This is a genomic window from Arthrobacter sp. AD-310 (assembly GCF_054656615.1).
Genome location: NZ_BAAHNO010000006.1, coordinates 147,680 through 172,008 on the forward strand (window position 1 = coordinate 147,680; position 24,329 = coordinate 172,008).

Consider the following 24,329-nt stretch of genomic DNA (forward strand, 5'->3'; position numbering starts at 1 on the left):
CGGGCCAGTACAGGAAGTGTGCCATCACAGGAAGTGTGTCAGTACAGGAAGATGTCGATCCACTCCCGGTTGTGCGCGTGGATGAGCACAAGGAACAGGACGAAGTCGAACAGGAGGTGGACGCTGACGATGTAGGACAGGGACCTGGTCACCGTGAACAGCCGCGCCTGGAGCAGGGCGAACGGGAAGATGAAGAACGGCGCCCACGCGTGGAAGCCGAGCTCCCACAGGAACGAGGTGAACAGCACCGCCTGCAGCAGGTTGGCCTGCCAGTCCGGAAGGTGCCGGCGGAGCAGGGCGAAGGTGGTGCAGATGAAAAACAGTTCATCCCAGATGCCGAGCACGTTGGTGCCCAGGAAGAGACGGGCGATGCCGTCCACGTCGCTGACGGCGGGCCAGTTGTTGTAGACGCCGGTGCGGATCATGTACACCGGCATCAGCGCGTAGCCGATCACCAGGACCGCCGGCAGGTACCACTTTTCCGCGCGTGTCCACCGCTGGCCCGTCCTGATGGGAAAGCGGATGGCATGGTCCCTGGTGATGAACCGGGAAACCGTGTAGGGGATGCCTACCGCCAGGATCATGGCCGTTCCCATCACAGCCATGTGCTCAGTGCTGATGTCCGTGGTGATGGGTACCAGGCTCATGGCCGTCAGTCCCACCCCGATCAGGGCCAGGTCCACCAGGAGCCGGCGGCTGACGATTCCCGCGAGGACCAGGGCCGCGGCCAGGAGCAGGAAGCCGGACAGCCGGTCCTCCCGGGCGAACAGCAGGAAGCCCGACGCCGAGACGAGGGCTGCCGGGATTACCGCCAGTGGGATGCGGGCGGGCTTTCCGGTCTCCGCCCCATGGAGTTCGGCTTGCGCCGGGGATTGCTGCCTCATCACGTCCCTATGCTTTGGTGGCGCTTTGCGATGGATGCCAAAAAGTCTACTTGCCGCCAGGACCCGGGACGAGGACCCGCCGGTCACCAGAGCAGCGTCAGTTCCAGCTCCACCGCTGGCCGGCGGTCGAGCCAGGCGTCCAGGATTCCCGTGAGAACGGCTTCGGAGCCGGCCAGTCCCAGCAAGGCCACCCCGGTGGGTGCCGGGTCATGGTGGTGCCCCTTATCCGGTGTACCTCGCGAGCATTCCGCGCAGAGCAGGCGCATGCCCGACCAGTCGTCGGCGCCCAGGCCCTTGCCTTCCAGGAGGTCGGTGAGTTCTTCGAGTTCCTCCGCGGTGGCGCCGGCGACCTGCGCCTCCCAGGTGGGAAAGCCCGAATCCTCCAGCCGGCCAAGCTGGTCAAACACCGCCAGTTCCCGCTGGCCAACGCGCCGGAACCCTCTGGGTTCGCCGTCGTGCAGGACAACGTCCCTGAAGCGGTGGCCCGACTCCGGGAGCGGAACGTTGGCAATGACGGCGTGGGCCGGGCTCCGCCGCCAGCACCAGATCACTTCTGTGGTTCCGAGGGACGGCAGTACCTGGTGCGGGATGCTCGGCTGGTCCGGATTGAGCCGGATGGGTGCCGGGCCGAAGTCCGTGTCGATCGGCTCGAAACCCGTCCCCAGGCCTTCGATGCCGTAGGTTGCCCACGCCCGCCGGGCGGTGCTCCAGTCGCCCAGGGCTGTTGCGGCGATGCCCATATTCCACGCGGCCGGATTGACGCCTTCGAAATCCGCGGCCTCCACGGCCGTGAACAGTTCAACGGCGCGGGCATTGCGTTCCAGGCTGTCAGTCCACTGGTGCAGCGCCTTCGAGAGCAGTCCTGCGTGGAACCAGGCGTAGAAGGAGTTGGGCGCCACCCTCAGCATTTCGGCGGCCAGCTCCACCGCCCGCGCCGTTTCCCCGGCCTCGTCAGCGGCCGTCCATTCGGTCCACACGTCCTGCGGTCCGCGCGGCTGCCCGGAGTACCGCCAATTGCGACCTCTCACCCGTCCAGTATGCCGTCAGCCCTCACAGGACACCACGGCAAAGTACGGGGTGTGGAAAAGGGCCGCAGCATTAAAGGACAGCGGACGACGGCGGGAGGTCCCGCCGTCGTCCGCTTCTTCGGCGTGCCGGACAGCTAGGCGCTGGCCAGGGAGTTTTCCTCGCCGCGAAGGCTGAGCGTGAAGGTGTTGGGGCCGCTGGCGGTCACCGCGACACGGCAGGTGGTGGTGTTGTGCCGGGCGGAAAGATCGCTGATGGCCGCGTCCAGCGTGTGGTGGACGGCAGCCTTGTCCCAGATCTTCAGGGTTACGGAATGAGTGGCATCGAACGTCATTATTCAACTTCCATTTCTTGCGGTCTGGCGGCCCGGTCGTCCAGGCCGTGCCCTCCTCGGCGAGGGCAAGAGCAATTGGGAAAGCGCATTCCCTTCCTCCCATGTTGCCGGGCGGAGGGTAATTTGGCAATCACATAAGCCCTGGTGTGATCAATCGCACCAGGGCGACGGGACCTAGGACGGGTTAACGCTGAGGGTGAAGGTGTTGGGTCCGCTGGAGGTGACGGCGATATTGCCGGTGTTGTGGCGGACGGAGAGATCCTCCACCAGGGCGTCCAGGGTGTGGTGCACGGACGAACGGTCCCAGATCTTGTGGGTCACGGATTCGGCAGCGTCAAACGTCATTGTTTCGTACTTCCTTGCATCGGTCCGGCTGAAGCCGGCAAAACGGCCTGCTCGCGCCCTGAGGCGTCGGCCGCCCGGAAGGGCACGCCGGTGGGCCTCATTGCGTCACCAGGATGGAAAGGGCCGAAGTGCTTCAGCCCTGCCCTTCCATGGTGCCCAAACTGAAAGAGGCCTCTCAACCAAAATGCCCTTTATTGCAAGTGAATCTCATCACGTCCCCTCCCAACTGGGTAGCAGTAGATGTCGTTTTGGGGGGCCAAAACGACATCTACTGCTACCTGGTTGCTGCCGGTCAGGCGTGGGCGGGGGCCGACACCGTTCCCAGCGGAATGACGTGCGGCCTGCCCTCCGTGGGCTCCGCTACGACGTGGGCGTCCAGGCCGAACACATCCAGCAGGCGTTCCGGGGTGATGACGTCCGCCGGGCTGCCCTGGGCGGCGATCGCGCCGTCCTTCATTGCGATGATGTGGTCCGAGTAGCGCGCCGCGAGCGAAATGTCGTGCAGCACCATCACCACGGTCCGTTGGTGCTCCCGGTTCAGCCGGCGGATGAGTTCAAGCACGTCCACCTGGTGTGCCAGGTCCAGGTACGTGGTCGGCTCGTCCAGCAGCAGGATCCCGGTTTCCTGTGCCAGGGTCATCGAAATCCACGCCCGCTGCCGCTGTCCGCCGGAGAGGTCATCCAGGGGTGTATCCGCCAGGTCCAGGATGTCGGTGGCGGCCAATGCGGACTCAACCGCTGATTCATCGGCGGCAGAGAACTGCTGGTACCACTTTTGCCGGGGGTGCCGGCCCCGGGACACGAGGTCCGCCACCGTAAGTCCCGAAGGTGCGGTGGGTGTTTGCGGCAGCACGCTGATCCGGGTGGCAACGTGCCGGGTGGAATGCTGCCGCAGCGGGGTTCCGTCGAGGAAGACTTCGCCGGCCCGCGGGGCGAGCAGCCGCCCCAGCCCCCTGAGGAGGGTGGACTTGCCGCAGCCGTTGGGGCCGATGATGGAGGTCACCCGGGCGTTGGGGATAGCGAGCGAAAGGCCCCTGATGATGTCGGCGCCCTCGTAGCCAAGGCTGAGGTCCTGGGCGCGGAGGCCGTCATGCTGCCGGATGGACGTGTTCAACTCAGCCTCCGCTGGTATTTGAGGATCAGGTGGATCAGGAAGGGTGCCCCCACGACGGCCGTGGCCACACCGACCGGCAGGGGAGCGGCCAGGGCATTTGCGGACAAGGTATCCGCCAACAGGACGAAAATCGCTCCCACCAGGGCGGAAACACCGACGGATGGAATGACCGTTCCCGCCAGGGCCCGGGCGATCCGCGGGCTGGCCAGGGCAACAAAGGCCACCGGACCCGCCGCCACGGTGGCCACGGATGCGAGCAGGACCGCGATCGAAAGGACAACCAGGCGCACCACACCGATCCGCGTGCCCAGTCCGACGGCGGTGTCCTCGCCCAGGCTGGTCAGCAGCAGCCACCTGCCGCCCAGCATTGCGGCCAGGAGCAGGACGGTGCCGCTGACCGCCAGGGGCTGGACGGTTTCCCACTCCTTGCCGTTCAGTGAGCCCATCATCCAGGTCAGCGCCTGGGCGGCGCTGGTCACATCGCCCAGGGTCAGGATCCAGGTGGTGAGGCTTGCGGCAAGGCCGGAGATGCCGAGGCCCGCCAGCACCAGCCGGTAGCTGTCCAGTCCGCGCCGGTAGGACAGCAGGTAAACAGCAACTCCGCTGACGATGCCCGCGGCGAACGCGGCTGCAGGCATGCCAACCGTGGCGGCGAGCCCGCTGAGTCCGGCGTGGCCGCCGCCGGCCACTACCAGTACGCTCACTGCGCCCAGTGATGCGCCGGCCGTTACCCCCAGCAGGTCGGGGCTGGCGAGCGGGTTCCGGGCCACGGTCTGGGTGATGGCGCCCGCGGCGGCAAGGCAAGCGCCGACGACGACGGCGGCCACCATGCGCGGTGCCCGGAACTCGGTGACGGCAAGGTGCGTCCGGGGGTTCGATTCGTCCCCGAGCAGGGCCCGCACCACGTCCGGGTAGGCCAGCGGCGTGCCGCCGAAGGCCACGTGCAGGGCCATGGCTGCCACTGTGGCCAGGGCCAGCAGGGCCGCCACCATCAGTACCCGGGAGTTGAAACGGACGGAGACGGGGCCGGCCCGGAAAGCTTTGATTCCTGTACCGGGGGACGTGGTCGCCGGGCGCGGAGCGTTCTTGAGTGTGGTCACAGCGTTGCCAGCCTCCGGCGCCGGGCCAGGTAGATGAAGAAAGGCGCCCCCGCCACGGCCAGGACAACGGCGACCGAAAGTTCCCCGGGCCGGGCAACCAGGCGGCCCGCGGTGTCCGCGAGCAGCACCACGGTTGCACCTGTGAAGAGCGACAACGGCACCAGCCAGCGGTAGTCCGGGCCTGTGATGGCGCGGGCGATATGGGGAACCAGCAGGCCTGCGAATGCGATGGGCCCCGCCAGTGTTACCGCCGTTCCTGCCAGGAGCGTGACGGCGGTGATCCCCATGGCACGTGCCCGCAGGACCGGGATGCCCAGGGACACGGCCGTGTCGGAGCCCAGCGCCAGGGCGTTGAGGGCACGGATGTTGAGCAGGGCCAGGACCACGCCGGCAATGATGAACGGCCAGACCAGTTGAAGGACCCCGGTCCGCCCGGCCAGCGACCCCACCTGCCAGAACCGCAGCGTATCCAGGGCCTGGTCGTTGAGCAGGACGATGCCGGCCACCAGGCCGGAGCAGAGGGCGGTGACGGCAGCCCCGGCCAGTACCAGGGTCACCGGTGTGGACCCGTACCGGGCTGCGGAACCGATCATGAACACCAGGACGCTGGCTGCCAGCGCTCCGGCAAAAGCCAGCAGGGCCTGCGTCAGTGCGGGAAGGTCGCCGGCCAGGGCCGTGGCAGCCACAATCGCCAGCGCTGCGCCCTGATTGATGCCAAGTAGCCCGGGATCCGCCACCGGATTGCGGGTGTGTCCCTGGACCAGGGTGCCGGCAAGCCCCAGGCAGATGCCGGCGCAGACTCCCAGCACTGTGCGGGGCCAGCGCAGCTCGTTGATGGTGACGTCCATGACGTTGCCCGTGGGGGTGAAGACCGCATGCCAGACCTCCTGCAGGGAGGACGGCTGGCCGCCGATGCAGATGCTGAGGATGCAGGCCGCCGCCAGGGCCAGGGCAGAAACGGCAAGCCATGCCTTCCGGTTTCGCGGTGCCTTCCGCTGCGGAGTGACACCCGTTGCGGCCGGCGGCGTCCTGCGGGAGGCGTCCGCTTCAGATGCGGCGAAGAGCGTTTTCACATGGGACCTTCTATTACGTCACTGGTTTGTGAGCTAATCCCCCAAATCCTGCTACAGTCTACGGCAGACGCAGGTAAGCCTTACCTAATGCGTCGCATCCCCGCAATCTTTTCCGAAGGCATCCCCGTGAAAATTCGCATCACCCGGCAGCTCACCGCTGCCGCCGCCGGCCTGGTGCTTCTGGCCACCGCCGCCTGTGGCGCACCTGCCGCCAGCACCAGCAGCGCCACCTCCGCTCCGGCCGAAAGCGCCGGCTTCCCGCTGACCATGGAACACACCATGGGTTCGACCACGATTGACTCGGCCCCCAAGCGCGTTGTTGCCCTGGACCCCAGCTACATTGACGCAGCCCTGCTGCTTGAGGCCGACCTGGTTGGCTACGTCCAGTACCGGCAGGACCCTAAAGCACCCTTCGCCCCTTACCTGGGTGACGTTGCCGAAGCCACCAAGGATTCCGTCAACGTCGGGACACTGGCCGAGCCCAACCTCGAAAAGATCCTGGAACTCCAGCCGGACCTGATCGTCTCGGCCAAGGTCCGCCACGAGGCGCTCTACTCGCAGCTGTCCAAGATCGCGCCCACCATCTTCTCGGTAAGCACGGGACCAACTTGGAAGGAAAACGTCGTTTTCCTCGGGGAAGCCCTCGGCAAGAAGGCCAAGGCTGAAGAGCTGGTCAAGGCCTACGAGGACCGTGCCGCCAAGGTGGGTGCGGAAATCCTGGCAAAGAAGCCGGACGCCACCTACTCCCTCATCCGCTTCACCGGCGGCGATACTGCCCGTCTGTACTCCTCCAACTCCTTTATTGGCGAGATCATGGCGGACATGAACATCCCGCGGCCCAAGGACCAGCCGGACAGCGAAAAGGAAATCTTCGTGCCGCTGTCCGCCGAGCAGATCCTGCAGGGCGACGCCGGGCTGGTGATGGTCAGTGCCTTCACGCCCGCCGGAGCCGAAGGCGACAAGGCCCGGGCCCAGCAGGAAACCTTCCAGTCCAACCCGCTGTGGCAGCGGCTCCAGGGCGAGGTCATCAACGTTGACGACTCCACCTTCCTCGCCTCGGTCAGCATCCAGGGTGCCCATGCCGTGATCACCGATCTGGCCAAGCACTACGGTGTGGATCCGCAGCTGCCGTAATGCCCCTGATGGCTGCTTCATCGGCGGTTTCCCGGCACCCGGTCCGGGTGTTCGAGGCAGTGGTGGCGGAAGTGCGGGACCTGAGCCCGCACTTCCGCCGCATCACGTTAACCGGTCCCGCACTCGAGGAGTTCGGGGTCCCTGGCCCCACGCTGGACCTCCGGATCAAAATGCTCCTGCCGAACCCCGGCTGCCCGCCCATCCTTCCCGGCACGGCGCGCGGCGTCCTGGATGCCGGGTGGTACCAGGACTGGCTGAAGCAGGACCAGCCCGGCCGCGGGCATATCCGCAGCTATACGGTCCGCTCGCTCCGGAAACTGTCCGGAGGCGCTGAACTGGACATTGATTTCGTCCTGCACGACTGCCTGGAGAGCCGGCCCGGTCCAGGCTCCGCATGGGCCCGGAATGCCGCCCCGGGGCGGCCGGCCTGGCTGGTGGGACCTGATGCCACGGCAATCACGGCCGCCACCCGGCTGCCGGAAGCCGGCATCAACTGGAACCCGGGGAGCTCCACCCATGTCCTCCTGGCCGGGGACGAGACGGCCGTCCCGGCCGTGGGTGCGATCCTCGAATCCCTTCCGCCGTCCATCACCGGGCACGCCTTCCTGGAAGTACCCGACGCCGCGGACACCTTCCCCCTTGCTGCGCCCGACGGCGTCCACGTCACCTGGCTGGACCGCGGAACGGTGGCACGCGGCCTCCTGCTCGAACGGGAGATCGTTGCGTCAGCCGGCCGGTCCGCCGCGGAGCCCGGATACGCCTGGGTGGGCGCCGAGGCCGGAATGGTAAGGAAACTGCGCCGCTGCCTGGCCGGCCTGGGCTTTGACTCGAGAACATCGGAATTCCGTGGCTATTGGAGCCTTGGCAAGGCGGGTTCCGGGGTCAACGGTGTTCCCATGCCCACGGCGCACGGCCCTCGACCAGTCCCACCGCCTCGCCGCTGATCTCCTGCCGCCGGAGACGCGCGTAACCACAGCGGCCGCCAGGTCATGCCGGGCTTCGCTGAGTTCGGTAATACGAAGTGCCAGGCGCACGGAGCTGGCGGCCTGGGCTCCGAAGGCCTCGGCGAACACGATGTCCTCACTGGAAAAGCCGTTGCTGCGCCCGGAGTACAGGTTCAGGACGGCGCGCGCGCTGCCGGCCAAGTCCAGCGGCACGGCGAGGAGTGAAACGACTCCCTGTGCTGCTGCCGCTGCTGTGCTGTCCCGCGCAGACATGTTGAATTCTACGCCCCGGGGCGGGTTGCGCCCGGACAGTAAAATGGGGCCATGTCGAGTTCTGCCGATCACGAGTCCGTGCAACAGCTCCAGGAAATCCTTGTTGGCGCAGAAAATGCGGTGGAATTCCTCTCCGGCCTGTCGGGCATGGCCGCGGCGGCGGTTTCCGCGGCTGCAAATGACACCATCGAGTGCGCCGTCACCCTCAGGCTGCGTCGCCGGCCTGCGACCGTTGCCGGCAGCAGCCAGCGTGCGCTGGACCTGGACCGTGTAGAGCAGGCCCTCGGCGACGGACCCTGCATCAGGGCCATGCGCGAGATGAAAGCGGTCATGATAGACGACGCCGTCAGCGACCAGCGCTGGCCGCGGTACAACCGCGCACTGGAGGAGATGGGTGTGCACAGCTCGCTGGGCCTGCCGCTGGAGATCAGCGGGGACGCGCGTGCCGCGCTCAACTTCTTCGCCACCAAGCCGGGTGCTTTCACCCCGGACGTATATGAGAAAGCTGTGGGGTTCACGGCCGTGGCCCACAACACCCTGCACCTGTCCGTACGGATCAACAGCGCGCAAAACCGGGCCGATGACCTGGAGGCGGCCTTGGAGAGCCGGACGGCCATCAACCTGGCCTGCGGTGTCATTATGGCGCAGAATCGCTGCACCCAGGCCGAGGCGATGGAGATCCTCACCAAAGTCTCCAGCAACCGCAACCGCAAGCTGCGCGACGTCGCCAGCGAACTGATCGAGCAGCTGTCCGGGGACCGGATCCAGACACACTTCGACGGCTAGGGACGTGGCCTCCGGACAGAGACGACGGCCGCCCCTCCTGGCGGAGCCGTTTCCGGCTGGCCCGGAACGCTGCCGCTGTTCCGCCTGATGTCCCAGCAGTTGCCGCTTCCGATGACCTCGTAGTCCTCCGAGCCGATGGCGGGGAGGATGACGGCCGTGTTCTCGTCGATGGCAACAGCCCTGGCAGCCAGGCCGGCGGTGACGGCGCCGATCGCCCTGCCCAGGGTTCCGGCCTGCGCCGCGTGCACGTCCACGGTGAAGGGGGCCAGGCCCAGGCCGTCCCGGATGTCCAGGGCGTCCAGGTCCTCGGAACACTCTTCGCCGCACACCTCGACGCCGTCCACCCGGTAGCCGCCGACCAGGGCCCGTCCCGGCGCCACCATCGCCCCGGCCGAGAATCCCAGGTAGGCCGCGCCATCCGCAACGTGACGGAAGATCCGCTCCGCTGCGCCGACGAGGCCATCGTAGTAGGCCGGCGTCAGTCCGCCGCCCACAACCACCCCATGGACGCCGTCGAACTTATCCGGGTCCACGGCCTGGCCCGGGCCCAGCAGCACCTCCACCGCCTCGAACGGAAGCCGCGCCCGCAGGGGCTCCACATACCCGGGCAGGCGGCCTGCAGGGTTGCCGCCCCGGTCGTGGACAACGACGGCGATGCGTGCCTGCCCGGCGCGGGCCGCCCGGGACACCTCATGGGCAAAGCGGTCGAACACGCCGGGAAAGGCCTCGGGATCCGGCCCCGCGCCGGCAAGGAAGATGCTCATGTGCATCAACCTACCGGCCCAGGGGCTGAACCCGGCAGAACCGGCACGCTGACCCATTGACAGTGCAGCCCGGCAGGCATATCGTACAACCAAATGGTTGTAGATCAGCTCCGCGAAACCGAACTTGACCGCCTTTTCCAGGCGTTCGCCGATACCACCCGCCGGGACATCGTCCGGCGCGTGACGGTCGGTGAATACTCGGTCTCCGGCCTCGCGGCGCTCTACGCCATGAGTTTCGCCGCAGTCCAGAAGCATGTTGCGGTGTTGGAGCGTGCCTCCCTGGTAACCAAGGAGAAACGCGGAAGGGAGCAGATCGTGCGGGGCAACCATGAAGGCCTGCAGAAAGCCCGGCGGCTGCTCGACGAATACGAACAAATCTGGCGGCAGCGCGCCGCCCGGATGGCCGACATTCTCGCTGAAGGTTAGGAAGGCATTGCCATGACAGTCATCAGTACGGATAAGAACCCCGAGGCCTTGACCCTCACCCTCGTCGCAGAATTCGACGCCGGCGTCGAACGCGTCTGGCAGCTCTTCGAGGATCCGCGGCAGCTGGAGCGCTGGTGGGGCCCGCCCACCTATCCCGCCACTTTCCACCAGCATGACTTCGTGCCGGGCGGCAAGGCGAACTACTACATGACAAGCCCGGAGGGGGAAAAGTTCCATGGCTGGTGGGAGTTCACCGCCATCGATGCTCCGCGGCAGCTGGAATTCAACGACGGATTCGCGGACAGTGACGGCAACCCCACCGCTGAACACGGCGTCAGCCACGCCACGGTGACGCTGGAGCAGGTGGGGGAGCGCACCCGCATGACCATGCTGTCCGCCTTCGAGTCGGAAGAACAGTTGGAGCAGATGATCCAGATGGGCATGGAAGAGGGCCTCAAGGAGGCCGTCGGACAGATTGACGGCATCCTCGCCGAGCACGCCAACGCCTGACGGAAGCGTACGACGGCGGGGCGTCCCGCCGTCGTACGCTATTCCTTAGTTGCGGCCCCGGGAGGCGGGCCCTGCGGGGGCACCCCGGCAGCGAAAACCAGCAGGGAACTGGTGGCGGTGGCCAGCAGCTCACCGTCGGGGCCGGAGACCCGCCCCTCGGAGAAGATGACCCGCTGGCCGGACTTCACCACCGTTCCCTCGGCGCGCAGGAGCTTGTGCCGGAGCGTGATGGGGCGGAGGTAGCTCACCGAGAGGTCGATGGAGGTGTAGCCGAATCCGGGTGCGAGCGTGCTGTGGGCGGCGCACCCCACCACGGTGTCCAGCAGCGTGCAGGCCAGGCCGCCGTGCACCACACCCAGCGGGTTGTAGTGCGCCTCGGCGGGCAGGCATTCGAACTTCACGCTTCCGTGCTGCACGTCCACCAGACGAAGGTTCATCAGCGCGGCCATGGGCGGGCGCGGGATGCTGCCGTCCCGCATGCCGGAGAGGTATTCCAGCCCGGACATCCGGGGCAGGTGCTCCAGGCCGACGCGAGGATCGGTCCAGCTGAAGGTTTCGGTGCGTTCCGCCGGTCCGGTGGCTTCCATGGCGATCCCCTCTTCGATGGGCACTACCTGCCAGCTTAAACTTGAGGAGGGCGGTAATCCCAGGTAAGGCGGTGGCAGCGATGGGTGGTGGAAGCGGGGAATTCCGGAAACGGCTGGAACGTGCCGCGGAACTCCGGTCCTACCGGGGCGCCGGCATCAGCGCCGAGGAGGAAGCTGCCCTGGACGCCCTGGAGGCGCAGGAGCGGGAAAAGCGCCGCAAGGTGAGCGACGCCGCCCGGGCCGACTACCTGGTGCGGGACGCCATGGCCCAGGGCAAGTTCGACAACCTCAAGTACGCCGGCAAACCGATCCCCGGCCTGGGCGAATCGTATGATCCCGACTGGTGGGTCAAGGGCCTGCTCCAGCGGGAAAACATCCACGGATTGGGACCGCCCGCCATCCTGCTCCGCACCGAGGACGCGCAACTGGACGAAACCATCGACGCGCAGTACACCGAGCAACAGGTCCGCGACCTGCTGCAGGACTTCAACCGGCGGGTCATTGACGCCCGCCGGCAGCTGCAGGGCGGTCCGCCGGTCATTACCAAAACCCGCGACGTCGACGCCGAAGTGGAGCGCTGGCGGCAGCGCCGCGCCTCCCGGGCCGCGGTCGAGGAGCCGGTGGAACCTAAGCCGCCCCGCTCGTGGTGGCAGCGGCTTTGGAAGGGGCCGGGCTAAGCCGCCCCTTTCCCTGGCAGCGCACGACGGCGCCCGCTGCCTGCCGTCGTCGTCCCGCCTTGGCTTCCCTTTTCCAGCTCAAAGAGTTCGCAGAGGGTGTTGTAGTAGCGCCCGGTTTGCCCTTTGTGGACCAGCCCGATCCTGGTGCACACCTGTTGCGAAGCGGTGTTGGCCGGCGCTGTCACGGCCACCACTTTCTGCAGGCCCTTCCTGAACGCGTAGGCGAGGACTGCTGCCGCGGCCTCCGTCGCGTAGCCGTGGCCCCAGAAGTCGGGGTGGAAATGCCAGCCGATTTCGGTGTCGCCGGAGGGTTGAAGTGGCAGCGGGCCGCCCGAGGCCGGTATGTCTTTCAGCAGCAGGTTTCCGGCCAGGTTTTTGTGGTCCGCGGGCCTGGGCTTCAACTGCACAGCCCAGATCGCATGGACGGGGTGGTGCATGCTCCGCCACGTGCTGATGCGTTCCTCGGCCTCGTGGAGTTCGGTCATGACCCGGGGCGGGTTTCCGATATAGCGCTGGACCTCCCAGCGGGAGTACAGGTCCAGCACAAAACCGGCATCGGCCGGCTCCCAGCGCCGGAGTATCAGCCGCTCGGTTTCAAGGTTCTCCACGCCGTTTATTGTGCACGGGAAATTGGCGGATGCGGGATGCTCTGTCCGTGCGTCCGTTAAGGCTGCCCTCCGGATCCACTCTTCGCCGGGGTTTTCCACATAGGGGTTTTGGGTCCTCAGGAATGTCGGTGGGTGCTGGAAGACTTTGTTTATGGAGGCGTTTGAGGCGGCGGCAGTGGGGCTGGGGCACCGTGAGGTGCCTCGTTCCGGCGGTCCGTCTGTTGCGGATGCGTTGAGGGTTCTTGCCACGGTGCGGATGGCGGCTGATGGTGCGGGGATGATTGACCAGCTCCGGCAGCTGGAGGATCTGAAGTCATTTGTGGCCGCGCGGCAGGCGGAGATCAGTGTGGCTTTTGATGTGCAGCAGCGGCGGGAGCAGGCTGCTGCCGGTGTCCCGGCAGAGGAACAGGGAGCCGGAGTGGGTGCGCAGGTGGCGTTGGCGCGGCGGGAATCCCCGGCGCGCGGCGGCAGGCTGCTGGGCCTGGCCAGGGCGTTGACCGGGATGCCGCACACGTTCGCGGCGTTCCGGACCGGGCGGTTGAACGAGTGGCGGACGACTCTTCTGGTGAGGGAGACGGCGTGCTTGTCGGTGGAAGACCGGGCGGCGGTAGATGAGGAACTCGCCGCTGACACCGGAACCTTCGACGGCGCCGGCGACCGGACCATCATTTCCGCGGTCAAGGCGGCCGCGTACCGGCGCGACCCGCGGTCGGTGGCGAAGCGGGCGAGCCATGCTGTGACCGAGCGGACCGTGACGATACGTCCTGCGCCGGACACGATGGCCTACCTGACCGCTTTGCTTCCCGTCGCCCAGGGTGTGGCAGCCTACGCCGCCCTCACCCAGGAAGCCGACTCGTTGCGCTCCAGCGGGGACGAGCGGTCCAAGGGTCAGATCATGGCCGACACCCTCGTCGAACGCACCACCGGTGTTGCGGGCGGGGTCAGCAGCATCGAGATCCAACTCGTCATGACCGACCGCACCCTGCTCCAGCGCGACAGCGAACCCGCCAGGCTCACCGGCTACGGAACCGTCCCCGCCGAATGGGCCCGACGGGCCGCCATGGGCCGCCTTCCGGAAGTGAACGGGCTTTCGCCGGTGAACGGGCGGGCAGGCGGCGAAGGACTCAGCACCTGGGTCCGCCGGCTTTACACAGCACCCGTGACCGGTGATTTGGTGGCGATGGATTCGAAGGCCAGGTTCTTCCCGCCCGGGCTGCGCCGCTTCCTCCAGGTGCGGGACGATGTCTGCCGGACCCCGTACTGCGACGCGCCCATCCGGCATGACGACCACATCATCTCGTGGTTTAGCGGCGGGCCCACCACCGCAGGTAATGGCCAGGGCCTCTGCGAAGCCTGCAACCACGCCAAGGAAACCCCCGGCTGGTCAGCCAAACCCGTCACAGTACCTGGAGCCCGGCACACCGTGCAGCTCCAAACCCCAACCGGCCACACCTACCAATCCACCGCACCACCCCTCCCGGGGACACTCATGCCAGGAACACCAAAGTCCCGAGCTCCCATTTATGCGCTGCCGCTGGGAGGCTCAGCGCCGGCAACGACAAAGCCAGGTGGCAGGAGGCGGCAGGTAAAGCCCTCTGTCCAGGTGTTGGGCCGGGCAGGACCCTCGCCCGGGTAGTCGCGGCGTCTGTGCGCGGTACCCTGACTTTTCCGCGGGCCCAGCTCAACGGCAGCTATGGCTTCGGAGTCGGGCTCGGACCGATCATCGACGGGGGAGGCCCGGGGAACGGGGCGGTCGGGTACAGCGGCGCCACTTTCACCATGTAGTTTGCCCACTGCGGACCGGCAATCATGTATCCGTCCAGGCGGGGGTAGAAGGTCCCGTTGATGGTGACGTTTTGGCCGGCCCGTTTCTGGCTCTCCAGGGCATCCCCAAAGAAGGACGCCGTAGCCAGCCCGCTGGTGTAGCCGACAATCCAGGTGGCGCCGTTGTTGTTGGACGTACCCGTCTTTGCCGCGGTCGGCCATTTGTCGTGGACCTTGGGATTGATCCAGAAACCCGAGCCGCGCACCAGGACATCCTGCAGGACGTTGTTAACGCCCCGCGCCACGTCCGGCTTCACAGCATCGCGGCACTCGACAGGCTGCGCCGGAAGCTTTCCACCGTTGGGATCAGTAACCTCCACGATGGCAATCGGGCTGCAGTATCGGCCGTCGTTGGCGAAGGTCGCGAATGCGTTGGCCATGTGGAGCGGAGCCACGTTGGTGGCGCCCAGCAGGTTGCCCAGCTGGTGCATGTTGATCGGCGAGCCGTCATGCCCGCTGTGCAGCCCCACGGCGTCGACCATCTTTTGGATGCCGCAGAAATCCAGTTGCGTGGCGGAAGCGAACGTCGCCGTGTTGATCGAGTTGTAGAGGCCGTAGTTGATGGGCATCTTCCGGTAGAAGCCCTCCTCCGCGTTCTGCAGGTCGTCCGCCGCGCCAAGTTCAGGGTTGTTCTGGGCGGTGCTGTAGGCGCCCAGGACCTTCCCGCAGCTGGAACGCCACGGGAAGCCCAGCGGGTAGACCCGCCGCGAAGCATCCACCTCGGCGGTCAGCGGCTTGCCCTCGTTCAGCCACTCGGCAAAGGTGAACGGTTTCATGGTGGACCCGGTCTGGAACCCGCCGGCGCCGTTCAGGCTGTTCCCCTGGGGGTCCTTCGCGTCAACATTGAAATTCAGCTGGGTATCGAACTTGCCGGGCTCCGGGAGGAACACCGTGTTCTGGGCCATCGCCAGGATCTTGCCGGTTCCGGGCTGCACCGTCACCAGTGAAGCTCCCCACTTATCAGGATTCGGGCCGGCTGTGCCGTTCACCTGCTCCTGCGCGGCGGCCTGCAGCCTGCTGTCCAGGGTGGTGACGATGGTGAGCCCGCCGCGGTACAGCCGCCGTTCACGTTCCACCTGGTTCGGACCGTAGGCGGGGTTGTTCAGGATGAGGTGGGAGATGTAGTCGCAGAAGTAGGGCGCCATGGTGGCGTTCGCGCAGCCTTGCCGTTCCGGGTTGATCTTCAGCTCGATCGGGGTCGCCACAGCCTGGTCATGCTCGGCCTGCGTGATCTTCTTCAGGCGGAGCATCTCGCCCAGCACCTGGTTGCGGCGGGTGATGGAATTGTCCGGGTTGATCGCCGGGTTGTAGAACGTGGGGCTGTTCACGAGGCCCGCCAGCAGTGCCGCCTGCGGCAGCGTGAGGTCTTTGGCCGTGGTGCTGAAGAAATACTTCGCGGCGGCTTCCACACCGTAGGCGTCGCTGTTGAAGAACACGATGTTCAGGTAGCCCTCAAGGATTTCGTCCTTGCTGAACTTCTTTTCGAGTTCAAGGGCCAGTTTCATCTCGCGCAGCTTGTCGCCGATGTCCTTCTGTCCGCTGAGGATCACTTCGTCCGGACGGTCCTGCGAGAGCCGGGCCTCGTTGATGACGTTGGTGACGTACTGCTGGGTGATGGTCGAGGCGCCCTGCTGCTCGCCTCTGGTCAGGTTGGAGACCAGCGCGCGGACGATGCCCTGCGGGTCGACGCCGGCGTGCTGGTAGAACCTGCTGTCCTCGATCGAGATGACCGCATCCTTGATGTAGGGCGACATCTGGTCAAGGGGAATCCGCACGCGGTTCTCGGCGTAGAACGTGGCGATGGGCTGCCCGTCCGACGTCAGGACTTTCGTGGATTGCGACGGCGGCTGGACCGTCAGTTCTTCGGGCAGGCCCTCGAAGAAGCCAATGGAGTTTTTGACTCCCATACCCGCTGCAGCCACGGCCGGAACCACGAGGCCGGCGGCCAGGATGCCGCACGTGATGCTTGCGGCCAGGAAACCCAAAAGCCGTCCTGCGCTGGCGCCGAAGCCGCGCCTGCGCTTCCTTTTCTTCGCCATATTTCAGCCCTCGGCAGCTTGGAGGTGTGAAAAGAATACGACGCGCCCCGGAGGTCCTCCAGAGCCTGCAGGGTCAGGATTTGGTCACGTTCTTCCCTTGACCAGCGATAGTTAACGACATATCGTTAACTATCGCTGAGGAGTTCAGCGTAAGAGAACAAATATAAGGAGGATGCCACCATGAAAGGCATTCATGATGAAAGATTCCCTGGCCCGGAGTTTGCCAGGGGCAGGTTCGAACGCGGGCGCGGCCGCCGCGGCCCCCACGGACACCGCGGTCCCGGGTTTGGCCCCGGCTTTGGACCGGGGTTTGGTCCCGGGTTCGGCCCCGGGTTCGGCCCTGGACCCGGACGGGGATCCCGGCGGGCCAACCGCGGCGATGTGCGGGCGGCCATCCTCTCCCTACTGGCGGAGGCGCCGTCGAATGGTTACGGGTTGATCAAGACGATCGCCGAAAGGACCGAAGGTGCGTGGCGCCCCAGTCCCGGTTCGATCTACCCCACCCTCCAGCAGTTGGTGGACGAGGACCTGATTGCCGCGCTGAGCGAAGGCCGCGGCACCGAGTTTGCACTCACTGAAGCAGGCAGGGCATACGTCGCCGAGCACGCGGAGGAGATGGAGAACGCCTGGAACGTCAATCCCGACAGCTCGGACCGGGACTTCCACCAGAGCATCGGGAAGCTGATGGGCGTCATCCACCAGTTCCGAAGCGGCGTGACGGAGGAACAGCGCGCAGCGGCCATCGAAAAGCTGGATGAGACCCGCCGGGCGCTGTACAAGATCCTTGCTGACTGACGGCGGGCGCCGGAGCCGGGGCGGCTAGGCGAAGGAATCTTCCTTGGCGTGCGGCTCCGGCGAGCCCTGGGCGGACGCGGCCACCCCGGCAGCGGCAGGACCGGGCACGGCGGCAGGACCGGGCACGGCGGGAACGTGGGCGGGCGCGGGAGCGTGCGCTGCAGCCGTCATGTGGGCAGCCGCGGTACGCAGAGGGTTGAAGGCGGAACCCAGCTCGCTGAAGGCGTAGGCGCTTTCGGCATGCTCGGACAGGTCAACACCGGCGGTCTCGGCCTCGTGGCTGACCCTGAACCCGATGGTCTTGTTGATCGCACGGCCAATAACCAGCGTGCCCAGCCCGGAGAGCAGCAGGGTGACAACCACGGCCGCGGTCTGGGCGATGAGCTGCTGCGCGCCGCCGCCGTAGAACAGTCCGCCGCCCTGGCCGTCGACAGGAAGGGCGATGAATCCGAGGGACAGGGTGCCGATCAGGCCGGCACCCAGGTGGACGCCCACCACGTCGAGGGAATCATCCAGTCCAAACCGGTACTTGAGGTCAACGAAGACGGCGCAGGCAGCGCCTGCCACCAGGCCCAGGCCGATTGCGGCCACCGGGCTGATGTTGGCGCACGAAGGGGTGATCGCCACGAGGCCTGCCACAACGCCCGACGCCGCGCCGAGGGAGGTGGGGTGGCCATGGCGGATCTTCTCGGTGACCAGCCAGCTCAGCATGGCGGCCGCGGGGGCGGCCAGGGTGTTGATCCAGATGAGGCCCGCCTGCTCCGCGGTAGTGGCGGCGCCGCCGTTGAAACCGAACCAGCCGAACCAAAGGATCGCCGCGCCGAGCATGATGAAGGGAACGTTGTGCGGCCGGTGGTTGGGGTCCTTGGCGAAGCCGTGCCGCTGGCCGACGATAAGGGCCAGGACCAGTGCGGCTGTTCCGGAGCTGATTTCCACCACCGCGCCGCCGGCGAAGTCGATGACCTGGCCGAAGACGGAAGTCAGTGCCCCGCCTGCGCTCAGCAGTCCGCCGCCCCAGATCATGTAGGCGAGCGGGCAGTAGACCACGGTGACCCAGACGGGGACAAACACTGCCCAGGCGCCAAACTTGGCGCGGTCTGCGATGGCGCCGCTGATCAGTGCCACGGTGATGATGGCGAAGGTGGCACTGTAGCCCGCCTTGATGAGGTCGGGGGAGCCCATCAGGTCCTGCAGCCCAAAGCTGGTGAAGGGATTGCCGAAAATGCCCAGGAAGCCCTCACCCGTGGTCATGGAATAACCCCACAGGACCCAGACGACGCCGACGGCTCCGGCCGATATGAAGCTCATCATGATCATGTTGAGGGCTGCCTTGGCCCGCGTCATGCCGCCGTAGAAGAGGCCTAGTCCGGGCGTCATCAGCAGTACCATCGCGGCTGAAATCATCAGCCAGACGTGTTGGGCAGTGATCTCCACTGGCGGGTCCCTTCGCATGTGAGCTTCCATGGGGGCGACGACCGCCCCGGCAATTCCCCCGCAGACTATCTTTGGTTGCCCGTGTTTCGGTTTCCGCGCCTGAAAGTTGCCGCGAGGTTACACAATCCGCGACGGCGTGAAGTTCACGTGTCAGCTGTGTTTCGGGCGTGTTAACGGGGCCCTTCACCGCCGATTTCCCTGCCCGGCAGGCCGACGATAATTCCGCTTGTCCGCAGGCAAGTCCGCGGCGGGGAAGGTGAGGATCCGCCGTCGGACGCACTTTCCGCAGAGGTTTCCTGCCTGTGAACGCCGCCTCACGCCCGAAGGCCTGAAAAAATGCGACGGCGGCCGGCACGAAAGTGCCGCCCGCCGTCGCCGGTATTGCCCGGGTGGGGCCTAGAACTCCCGCGCATTGGCCAGTACGGGCAGTTTGGCCCGGACATCCTCCACAACCGCAGGGTCGATGTCGACGACGGCGAGGCCGGGCTTGCCGTCCAGCGCCACCAGTGCGGATCCCAGGGGGGAGATGACGGCACTGTGGCCGATGCCGGTGGGCGCGGCACCGGCGGGGCCCGCGCCGGTGGTTTCCGGGTCGCCCTGGCCGCAGGCCACCACGAAGGTCGTGCTGTCCAGCGCCCGGGCACGGACGAGCAGGTCCCACTGTTCAGCCTTGCCTTCGCCTGCGCCCCAGGACGCGCACACAATATTCACCTGCGCTCCGGCGCGGGCGTTGGCTGTGAACAATGCCGGGAAGCGGACGTCGTAGCACGTGGCCAGTCCGAAGACCGTGCCGTTAACCTCGAAAGTGACGGGCTGCCCTCCCGGATCCACGGTCTTCGACTCGGTGAAACCAAAGGCGTCGAACAGGTGCACCTTGTCATAGGACGTGTCCAGGCCCGGCCCGGTCACCAGGAGCGTGTTGCGGACCCGGCCATCCTTCCCCGGCGTGAACATCCCGGCCACGATAACCAGGCCCAGTTCACGGGCAATGCCCCGCACCTCTTCCGCCCAGGGCCCGTCCAGCGGCTCGGCCACACCTTTAAGGGAGTGGCCGAAGGCCCGCATTGCCGCTTCCGGGAACACCACCAGTTCGGCGCCGGCCTCCTTGGCCTGCGCGGCGTAGTCCCTGATCAGTCCAAGGTTCGCTGCGGGGTCGGCGCTGCTGATGATTTGGGCTACTGCAAGGCGCATGGGCAAACTCCAATCTGTTACTACCCATCATGCCTGTGGAACAAAGAGCGCTTGCGGCTCCACCTGCATTACGGAAGGACCACAGGCGCGTTACATAGCGGGGCAGTTATTGCTTGTAGCCCTCCACCTCGCTGACGGGCCGGGCTTCGGCCTCGTTGGGGTCCTCCCCGGATTCGGACTTGGCCCTGCGCTGGCGGAGCAGGTCCCAGCACTGGTCCAAACTTTCCTCCACCTGCTTCAGGCGCGCCTGGTCCGGAGCCTGGCCGTCCGCCGAGCCCTCACGGAGGGAATGTTCTTCCTCCACCAGGGCCTGGATGCGTGCCAAAATATCCTGGTCGTTCATGACTTCCCCTAACTGCAGTGCCGCCTGTCCGGTGCCCCCAGCCTACGGAGTCGGTAACGATGCCACCACCCCCCGCGCGGTACCATCTGAAGCATGCCCACTGCGCTCGAAATGGCAGGTCCAATCCTGGAAATGCTGACCTGGATGTGCCTGCCCGTCGGGCTGGGCCTGCTGTTCTACACGGGCTACCTCCGCCGCTTCGTGCACCCGTGGGCGGTGGCCGAGGCCGTGGTGTATTCGGACACGACGGGCATGGGATTCCGCTGGTTCGACCGGAAAAATCAGGTCCACAACGCTCCAATGTCCCCCCACGACATCAAGGACATGGCCGTGGGCGATACCCTCCCCATCTACTACCACCCCAAGCGTCCCACCCAGTGGCGGACGGCTGAGCCGGAGGCGGCGGGCAGGACTGCCGCGGTGCTGGGCCGGTGCCTGACCGCCGTGGGAACAGTGGCGCTGCTGGCCGGTTTCCTCCTGCCCATGTTCTGACGACTAGCGGTTTTGACGACCAGCGGTTCTGACGACTAGCCGGTTCTGACGACTAGCCGGTTCTGACGGCTACCCGGCCAGGACGACGCCGACCCCCAGACCGCCCAGCGCCACGCCGGCAAAGGCGGTCCAGAGCACGGCGCCGACGTCGGCGTCGACTTGCTCCTCATGGATGCCCCGGGCCCTGGTGCCGTAGCGCCGGCGCTGGGTGAGGTAGATGGTGAGCGCCGCCGCCGCGGACACGCCGAAAAGCAGCAGGATGGGCAGCCCGTGGACCGGCAGCCAGCGGAGGAAGATGGCGCTCACCGTCACCAGTGCCATCATGGTACGGCCCCACGCCAGGCTGGTCCGCTCAGGTTGCAGGCCGGGATCGCCGTGGGCGGGAGCAGGGCGGCGGCTTCTGGCCATGCGTCAGCGCCAGAGGATAAAGACGAGCACGACGGCGGCGGCGAGGGCGCCTGCCCCGGCCAGCAGGGGCACAATCAGCGGCAGCGGGAGCGGCGCCCCGTGCCGCATGCTGCGTTCCACACGGAGCCACCGCACGGCGGCCCCGGCACTGAGCAGCATGCCGAGCAGCAACAGGACCACGGCCAGGCCCTTGCGGACCGGTTCCAGGAACAGGTCGGAGGTGAACGCCTCGATAGCGATGCCGCCGGCCAGCAGGGCCAGCGAGGTGCGGATCCACGCCAGGAAGGTCCGTTCATTGGCCAGCGTGAACCGGGGGTCCGGTTCTTCCCCGCCGGGCAGCAGCCGTTCGGCGATCCTCCCGCGCGACGGCGGCACGGGTTCCTTGGGCGCTTGTTCTCTGTTGGGCACGCAGCCAGTCTAGGCTCGTCAGCCGCCGCCGTTTAGCCGCCGCTGCGTGGCGCGAACATAATCACCGCAACGCCCAGCAGGCAAATGAGCGAGCCGGCCACGTCCCAGCGGTCCGGCCGGAAGCCGTCGAAGACCATGCCCCACACCAGGGACCCGGCCACGAACACGCCGCCGTACGCTGCGAGGATACGGCCGAAATGCGCGTCCGGTTGGAGGGTCGCCACGAACCCGTATGCGCCCAGGGCGATGACCCCCAGCCCGGCCCACCACCAGTCCTTGCCCTCACGCACGGACTGCCACACGAGCCATGCCCCGCCGATTTCCGCTGCGGCCGCCAGGGCAAACAGCAGGACGGTCTTGCCGATGGTCAGTGTTTCGCCGGGAGTGTCCACGCAGCAATCATGCCAGCCGGGAATGCTGCAGGCGCCCTCCGGGTTGGGGCAGGTATGGAGCGCATCGGATTTCTCTCATTCGGCCACTGGGGTCCCGGCCAGGGCTCGCGCACAAGGACCGCCGGCGAGGCGCTGCTCCAGGGCATCGAACTTGCCGTCGCCGCCGAGGAGCTGGGCGTGGACGGGGCGTTCTTCCGTGTCCACCACTTTGCGCGCCAGCAGGCGTCCCCCTTCCCGCTGCTGTCCGCCATCGCTGCCCGCACCAGCCGGATTGAGCTCGGCACCGGCGTCATCGACATGCGTTACGAAAACCCGCTGTACATGGCGGAGGAGGCAGCAGCAGCGGACCTGATCAGCGGAGGCAGGCTGCAGCTCGGCATCAGCCGCGGTTCACCCGAACCCGCCCGCCAGGGCGCCTCGGCATTCGGCTACGTGCCCGGGCCGGGGGAGGACGACGCTGCCATGGCCCGCCGGCATACGGCCCTGTTCCGGAAAGCCATCAGCGGCGCGGGCGTCGCCGAGGCTGATCCCCGGTACGCCGGGACCACCGGCCTGCTTCCCGTCCAGCCACAGTCGCCCGGCCTTGCCGACCGCATCTGGTGGGGCGCCGGCACCCGCAAGACCGCCGTCTGGGCCGCGGAAGTCGGCATGAACCTGATGAGTTCCACCCTGCTGACCGAGGACACCGGCGTCCCGTTCCACGAACTGCAGGCCGAACAGATCCAGCTGTTCCGCGACGCCTGGTCCGCTGCCGGGCACGCCCGGACTCCCCGGATTTCGGTCAGCCGCAGCGTCCTTCCCATCGTGGACGACGAGGACCGGCGCTACTTCGCCGGCAGTGCCCTGCGTGACAGCCGGGACCAGGTGGGAGTCATTGACGGGCTCACCGCGAGGTTCGGCAAGAGCTACGTGGGTGAACCGGACCGGCTGGCCGGGGAGCTGGCAGCGGACGCAGCTGTCCAGGCCGCAGACACCCTCCTGCTGACCGTTCCCAACCAGCTTGGCGTGGACTTCAACGCCAAGCTCCTGGGCAACGTGGCCCGCCACATCGCCCCGGCCCTGGGCTGGAGGCCCGCCCTGGCCTGACGTGCCGTAATTTCTCCGCCGGCCCCCGTCATTTCCGTGCTCCGCAACCCGGTACCGCATTACAATAAGCATGCTTACTGTAATGCGGGGGAACGATCCGTCCACGGCAGCCGTTACTCTTAAAGTGCGGCTTGGGGGCTTAGCGCCACCTTGTAGTGACTGCGGGACGGTCATATGACGGAGAGAGAGAAATATGGCTCGCGCCGCCCTAGGCTTGAACGCATGATCCGGCTACGACAGCTGGCCCAAGCGGCCTCTGTGCTCACCACTCCCTTGGCGCCGGAAGACATCCTCGCACTGTTCAACCCCGTGTACTCGGCCCGGCAGTTGCGTGGTGTCGTGACGCGCGTGGTCCAGGAAACAGCGCAGTCAGCCACCATTTTCTTCCGCCCAGGCCGCGGCTGGCATTCCCATCTCGCCGGCCAGTGGGCGCGCATCGGCGTCGAACTCAACGGCGTGCGGCACTGGCGTTCCTACTCGCTGAGCGCCCCCGCGGGCAAGGACCCGGCCATTACGGTCACCGACGTCGGCGCCGTCTCCGGCACGCTGGTGCGGACCACCCGCCCCGGCGACGTCCTTTTCCTGGCACCTCCGCAGGGCGACTTCGTGCTCCCGGAGCACCCGCGGCCCCTGCTGATGGTGACGGCGGGCAGCGGCATCACCCCGGTGATGTCCATGATCCGCACGCTTGTTCCGCGTCGCCCGGATGCCGACGTCGTGCTTGTCCACTCGGCCCGCACCCCCGGTGACAGCCTGTTCCGTGAGGAACTCGCCGAGCTCGCCGACCAGTTCCCCAACTTCCGCCTCGCCCACTGGTTCACTGGCGAGCAAGGCCGGATGGACCTCACCAACACGGCCCAGCTGGACGAGATCTGCCCCGACTGGAGGGAGCGCGCGGCCTACGCGTGCGGGCCGGACAGCTTCCTGGACGATGCCGAGGCGCTGTGGAAACGCGCGGCGCTGACGACGGCGGCACCCGGCTCCGAGGTTGCGGTCGCCGGCAGTGCCGGCAACCTGATGATCGAACGGTTCAATACGACCTTCGCCGGCGGCGTCGGGCACGACGGCGGCCTGGTCACCTTCGAGACGTCCGACCGTGAGGTGGACGCCGATGGCGACACCCCCCTGCTGGACGTCGGCGAGGATGCAGGGGTGCTGATGCCCAGCGGCTGCCGGATGGGGATCTGCCACAGTTGCCTCACCCCGCTCCGCGCCGGCCAGGTCCGCGACCTCCGCACCGGGGAAGTCCACGGCGAACCCGGCCAACTGATCCAAACGTGCGTTTCGGCAGCCGCCGGACCCGTCAACCTAGAACTCTGAGGAGCTTCACGG

General features: G+C 66.9%; 28 protein-coding genes. 11 read left to right on the top strand and 17 right to left on the bottom strand.

Translation table 11 applies throughout. The features are described 5' to 3' along the window. Window positions 1-38: 38 nt before the first annotated feature. The 7 genes from ACYQ1Z_RS03710 to ACYQ1Z_RS03740 form a co-directional block, all read right to left on the bottom strand. Complete coding sequence (locus ACYQ1Z_RS03710; protein ID WP_459791151.1) at window positions 39-884, bottom strand: CPBP family glutamic-type intramembrane protease; 846 nt, start codon at window positions 882-884, stop codon at window positions 39-41. 83 nt (window positions 885-967) lie between these two features. Continuing rightward, the gene (locus tag ACYQ1Z_RS03715; protein ID WP_459791152.1) at window positions 968-1,912 is read right to left on the bottom strand and encodes a tetratricopeptide repeat protein; all 945 of its coding nucleotides are present in this window, start codon (window positions 1,910-1,912) and stop codon (window positions 968-970) included. Between the two features lie 134 nt (window positions 1,913-2,046). Next, window positions 2,047-2,244, bottom strand: coding sequence for a hypothetical protein (locus tag ACYQ1Z_RS03720; protein WP_459791153.1), 198 nt, complete (start codon window positions 2,242-2,244; stop codon window positions 2,047-2,049). Between the two features lie 174 nt (window positions 2,245-2,418). Then, a complete protein-coding gene (locus ACYQ1Z_RS03725; RefSeq protein WP_459791154.1) occupies window positions 2,419-2,589 on the bottom strand; it encodes a hypothetical protein in 171 nt (56 codons plus the stop codon). 292 nt (window positions 2,590-2,881) lie between these two features. After that, on the bottom strand, window positions 2,882-3,703 hold the full coding sequence (locus tag ACYQ1Z_RS03730) for an ABC transporter ATP-binding protein (protein ID WP_459791155.1): 822 nt from the start codon (window positions 3,701-3,703) through the stop codon (window positions 2,882-2,884). Next, window positions 3,700-4,803, bottom strand: a complete 1,104-nt coding sequence (locus ACYQ1Z_RS03735; RefSeq protein ID WP_459791156.1) for a FecCD family ABC transporter permease — start codon at window positions 4,801-4,803, stop codon at window positions 3,700-3,702. Before ACYQ1Z_RS03735 ends, ACYQ1Z_RS03730 begins: the two co-directional genes overlap by 4 nt. Next, on the bottom strand, window positions 4,800-5,876 hold the full coding sequence (locus ACYQ1Z_RS03740; RefSeq protein WP_459791157.1) for a FecCD family ABC transporter permease: 1,077 nt from the start codon (window positions 5,874-5,876) through the stop codon (window positions 4,800-4,802). The genes ACYQ1Z_RS03735 and ACYQ1Z_RS03740 overlap by 4 nt, the downstream gene beginning before the upstream one ends. A gap of 126 nt (window positions 5,877-6,002) precedes the next feature. Here ACYQ1Z_RS03740 and ACYQ1Z_RS03745 point away from each other — a divergent pair, with 126 nt between their 5' ends. From ACYQ1Z_RS03745 to ACYQ1Z_RS03755, 3 genes are all read left to right on the top strand, one after another. Next, the gene (locus tag ACYQ1Z_RS03745) at window positions 6,003-7,010 is read left to right on the top strand and encodes an ABC transporter substrate-binding protein (RefSeq protein WP_459791158.1); all 1,008 of its coding nucleotides are present in this window, start codon (window positions 6,003-6,005) and stop codon (window positions 7,008-7,010) included. 8 nt (window positions 7,011-7,018) lie between these two features. Next, complete coding sequence (locus ACYQ1Z_RS03750) at window positions 7,019-7,954, top strand: siderophore-interacting protein (protein ID WP_459791159.1); 936 nt, start codon at window positions 7,019-7,021, stop codon at window positions 7,952-7,954. A gap of 324 nt (window positions 7,955-8,278) precedes the next feature. Further along, window positions 8,279-9,013 carry a GAF and ANTAR domain-containing protein gene (locus ACYQ1Z_RS03755; RefSeq protein WP_459791160.1) on the top strand — a complete coding sequence of 245 codons (735 nt, stop codon included), beginning with the start codon at window positions 8,279-8,281 and terminating at the stop codon, window positions 9,011-9,013. Here ACYQ1Z_RS03755 and ACYQ1Z_RS03760 read toward each other — a convergent pair. After that, a complete protein-coding gene (locus ACYQ1Z_RS03760) occupies window positions 9,010-9,777 on the bottom strand; it encodes a type 1 glutamine amidotransferase family protein (protein ID WP_459791161.1) in 768 nt (255 codons plus the stop codon). The two genes, ACYQ1Z_RS03755 and ACYQ1Z_RS03760, sit on opposite strands and share 4 nt — an antisense overlap. A gap of 93 nt (window positions 9,778-9,870) precedes the next feature. Here ACYQ1Z_RS03760 and ACYQ1Z_RS03765 point away from each other — a divergent pair, with 93 nt between their 5' ends. Beyond that, window positions 9,871-10,203: an ArsR/SmtB family transcription factor gene (locus tag ACYQ1Z_RS03765; RefSeq protein ID WP_459791162.1), complete on the top strand. Its 333-nt coding sequence runs from the start codon at window positions 9,871-9,873 to the stop codon at window positions 10,201-10,203. 12 nt (window positions 10,204-10,215) lie between these two features. Then, a complete protein-coding gene (locus ACYQ1Z_RS03770; RefSeq protein ID WP_459791163.1) occupies window positions 10,216-10,713 on the top strand; it encodes an SRPBCC family protein in 498 nt (165 codons plus the stop codon). A gap of 38 nt (window positions 10,714-10,751) precedes the next feature. On the opposite strand, the gene ACYQ1Z_RS03775 is transcribed toward ACYQ1Z_RS03770, so the two are convergent. Further along, a complete protein-coding gene (locus tag ACYQ1Z_RS03775; protein ID WP_459791164.1) occupies window positions 10,752-11,324 on the bottom strand; it encodes a PaaI family thioesterase in 573 nt (190 codons plus the stop codon). A gap of 56 nt (window positions 11,325-11,380) precedes the next feature. On the opposite strand from ACYQ1Z_RS03775, the gene ACYQ1Z_RS03780 reads away from it, so the two are divergent. Next, on the top strand, window positions 11,381-11,977 hold the full coding sequence (locus tag ACYQ1Z_RS03780; protein WP_459791230.1) for a DnaJ family domain-containing protein: 597 nt from the start codon (window positions 11,381-11,383) through the stop codon (window positions 11,975-11,977). On the opposite strand, the gene ACYQ1Z_RS03785 is transcribed toward ACYQ1Z_RS03780, so the two are convergent. Further along, on the bottom strand, window positions 11,974-12,585 hold the full coding sequence (locus ACYQ1Z_RS03785; protein WP_459791165.1) for a GNAT family N-acetyltransferase: 612 nt from the start codon (window positions 12,583-12,585) through the stop codon (window positions 11,974-11,976). The genes ACYQ1Z_RS03780 and ACYQ1Z_RS03785 overlap by 4 nt on opposite strands. Window positions 12,586-12,736: 151 nt before the next feature. Here ACYQ1Z_RS03785 and ACYQ1Z_RS03790 point away from each other — a divergent pair, with 151 nt between their 5' ends. Next, window positions 12,737-14,221: an HNH endonuclease gene (locus tag ACYQ1Z_RS03790; RefSeq protein WP_459791166.1), complete on the top strand. Its 1,485-nt coding sequence runs from the start codon at window positions 12,737-12,739 to the stop codon at window positions 14,219-14,221. A 55-nt stretch (window positions 14,222-14,276) separates the two neighbouring features. On the opposite strand, the gene ACYQ1Z_RS03795 is transcribed toward ACYQ1Z_RS03790, so the two are convergent. Then, a complete protein-coding gene (locus ACYQ1Z_RS03795) occupies window positions 14,277-16,448 on the bottom strand; it encodes a transglycosylase domain-containing protein (protein WP_459791167.1) in 2,172 nt (723 codons plus the stop codon). 180 nt (window positions 16,449-16,628) lie between these two features. Between ACYQ1Z_RS03795 and ACYQ1Z_RS03800 the strand changes: the two genes are divergently transcribed. Then, window positions 16,629-17,243 carry a PadR family transcriptional regulator gene (locus ACYQ1Z_RS03800; RefSeq protein WP_459791168.1) on the top strand — a complete coding sequence of 205 codons (615 nt, stop codon included), beginning with the start codon at window positions 16,629-16,631 and terminating at the stop codon, window positions 17,241-17,243. Window positions 17,244-17,267: 24 nt separating this feature from the next. On the opposite strand, the gene ACYQ1Z_RS03805 is transcribed toward ACYQ1Z_RS03800, so the two are convergent. The 3 genes from ACYQ1Z_RS03805 to ACYQ1Z_RS03815 all read right to left on the bottom strand — a co-directional run bounded on the left by ACYQ1Z_RS03805 (window position 17,268) and on the right by ACYQ1Z_RS03815 (window position 20,211). Beyond that, window positions 17,268-18,677, bottom strand: a complete 1,410-nt coding sequence (locus ACYQ1Z_RS03805; protein ID WP_459791169.1) for an ammonium transporter — start codon at window positions 18,675-18,677, stop codon at window positions 17,268-17,270. Window positions 18,678-19,073: 396 nt separating this feature from the next. Next, complete coding sequence (locus ACYQ1Z_RS03810) at window positions 19,074-19,868, bottom strand: carbon-nitrogen hydrolase family protein (RefSeq protein ID WP_459791170.1); 795 nt, start codon at window positions 19,866-19,868, stop codon at window positions 19,074-19,076. A gap of 106 nt (window positions 19,869-19,974) precedes the next feature. Further along, on the bottom strand, window positions 19,975-20,211 hold the full coding sequence (locus ACYQ1Z_RS03815; RefSeq protein WP_459791171.1) for a DUF2630 family protein: 237 nt from the start codon (window positions 20,209-20,211) through the stop codon (window positions 19,975-19,977). Between the two features lie 93 nt (window positions 20,212-20,304). Here ACYQ1Z_RS03815 and ACYQ1Z_RS03820 point away from each other — a divergent pair, with 93 nt between their 5' ends. Beyond that, window positions 20,305-20,703, top strand: a complete 399-nt coding sequence (locus ACYQ1Z_RS03820; protein WP_459791172.1) for a hypothetical protein — start codon at window positions 20,305-20,307, stop codon at window positions 20,701-20,703. A 69-nt stretch (window positions 20,704-20,772) separates the two neighbouring features. Here ACYQ1Z_RS03820 and ACYQ1Z_RS03825 read toward each other — a convergent pair whose 3' ends face one another. From ACYQ1Z_RS03825 to ACYQ1Z_RS03835, 3 genes are read right to left on the bottom strand one after another with little or no spacing between them, the layout of a single operon-like run. Then, on the bottom strand, window positions 20,773-21,111 hold the full coding sequence (locus ACYQ1Z_RS03825) for a DUF202 domain-containing protein (RefSeq protein WP_459791173.1): 339 nt from the start codon (window positions 21,109-21,111) through the stop codon (window positions 20,773-20,775). 3 nt (window positions 21,112-21,114) lie between these two features. Then, window positions 21,115-21,519 carry a YidH family protein gene (locus ACYQ1Z_RS03830; RefSeq protein ID WP_459791174.1) on the bottom strand — a complete coding sequence of 135 codons (405 nt, stop codon included), beginning with the start codon at window positions 21,517-21,519 and terminating at the stop codon, window positions 21,115-21,117. 32 nt (window positions 21,520-21,551) lie between these two features. After that, window positions 21,552-21,890: a YnfA family protein gene (locus tag ACYQ1Z_RS03835; RefSeq protein WP_459791231.1), complete on the bottom strand. Its 339-nt coding sequence runs from the start codon at window positions 21,888-21,890 to the stop codon at window positions 21,552-21,554. A gap of 75 nt (window positions 21,891-21,965) precedes the next feature. On the opposite strand from ACYQ1Z_RS03835, the gene ACYQ1Z_RS03840 reads away from it, so the two are divergent. Both ACYQ1Z_RS03840 and ACYQ1Z_RS03845 read left to right on the top strand, forming a co-directional pair. After that, window positions 21,966-22,997, top strand: coding sequence for an LLM class flavin-dependent oxidoreductase (locus ACYQ1Z_RS03840; protein ID WP_459791232.1), 1,032 nt, complete (start codon window positions 21,966-21,968; stop codon window positions 22,995-22,997). A 222-nt stretch (window positions 22,998-23,219) separates the two neighbouring features. Then, entirely contained in the window at window positions 23,220-24,317 is a 1,098-nt protein-coding gene (locus tag ACYQ1Z_RS03845) for a ferredoxin reductase (RefSeq protein ID WP_459791175.1), read from the top strand. Window positions 24,318-24,329 lie beyond the last annotated feature (12 nt).

Excerpts from the sequence above, each read along its gene's own strand:
- ACYQ1Z_RS03710 (WP_459791151.1), bottom strand. The coding sequence starts at position 884 with ATGAGGCAGCAATCCCCGGCGCAAGCCGAACTCCATGGGGCGGAGACC.
- ACYQ1Z_RS03720 (WP_459791153.1), bottom strand. The coding sequence starts at position 2,244 with ATGACGTTCGATGCCACTCATTCCGTAACCCTGAAGATCTGGGACAAG.
- ACYQ1Z_RS03725 (WP_459791154.1), bottom strand. The coding sequence starts at position 2,589 with ATGACGTTTGACGCTGCCGAATCCGTGACCCACAAGATCTGGGACCGT.
- ACYQ1Z_RS03750 (WP_459791159.1), top strand. The coding sequence starts at position 7,019 with ATGGCTGCTTCATCGGCGGTTTCCCGGCACCCGGTCCGGGTGTTCGAG.
- ACYQ1Z_RS03755 (WP_459791160.1), top strand. The coding sequence starts at position 8,279 with ATGTCGAGTTCTGCCGATCACGAGTCCGTGCAACAGCTCCAGGAAATC.
- ACYQ1Z_RS03760 (WP_459791161.1), bottom strand. The coding sequence starts at position 9,777 with ATGAGCATCTTCCTTGCCGGCGCGGGGCCGGATCCCGAGGCCTTTCCC.
- ACYQ1Z_RS03765 (WP_459791162.1), top strand. The coding sequence starts at position 9,871 with ATGGTTGTAGATCAGCTCCGCGAAACCGAACTTGACCGCCTTTTCCAG.
- ACYQ1Z_RS03770 (WP_459791163.1), top strand. The coding sequence starts at position 10,216 with ATGACAGTCATCAGTACGGATAAGAACCCCGAGGCCTTGACCCTCACC.
- ACYQ1Z_RS03780 (WP_459791230.1), top strand. The coding sequence starts at position 11,381 with ATGGGTGGTGGAAGCGGGGAATTCCGGAAACGGCTGGAACGTGCCGCG.
- ACYQ1Z_RS03790 (WP_459791166.1), top strand. The coding sequence starts at position 12,737 with ATGGAGGCGTTTGAGGCGGCGGCAGTGGGGCTGGGGCACCGTGAGGTG.
- ACYQ1Z_RS03795 (WP_459791167.1), bottom strand. The coding sequence starts at position 16,448 with ATGGCGAAGAAAAGGAAGCGCAGGCGCGGCTTCGGCGCCAGCGCAGGA.
- ACYQ1Z_RS03800 (WP_459791168.1), top strand. The coding sequence starts at position 16,629 with ATGAAAGGCATTCATGATGAAAGATTCCCTGGCCCGGAGTTTGCCAGG.
- ACYQ1Z_RS03810 (WP_459791170.1), bottom strand. The coding sequence starts at position 19,868 with ATGCGCCTTGCAGTAGCCCAAATCATCAGCAGCGCCGACCCCGCAGCG.
- ACYQ1Z_RS03815 (WP_459791171.1), bottom strand. The coding sequence starts at position 20,211 with ATGAACGACCAGGATATTTTGGCACGCATCCAGGCCCTGGTGGAGGAA.
- ACYQ1Z_RS03820 (WP_459791172.1), top strand. The coding sequence starts at position 20,305 with ATGCCCACTGCGCTCGAAATGGCAGGTCCAATCCTGGAAATGCTGACC.
- ACYQ1Z_RS03825 (WP_459791173.1), bottom strand. The coding sequence starts at position 21,111 with ATGGCCAGAAGCCGCCGCCCTGCTCCCGCCCACGGCGATCCCGGCCTG.
- ACYQ1Z_RS03840 (WP_459791232.1), top strand. The coding sequence starts at position 21,966 with ATGGAGCGCATCGGATTTCTCTCATTCGGCCACTGGGGTCCCGGCCAG.
- ACYQ1Z_RS03845 (WP_459791175.1), top strand. The coding sequence starts at position 23,220 with ATGATCCGGCTACGACAGCTGGCCCAAGCGGCCTCTGTGCTCACCACT.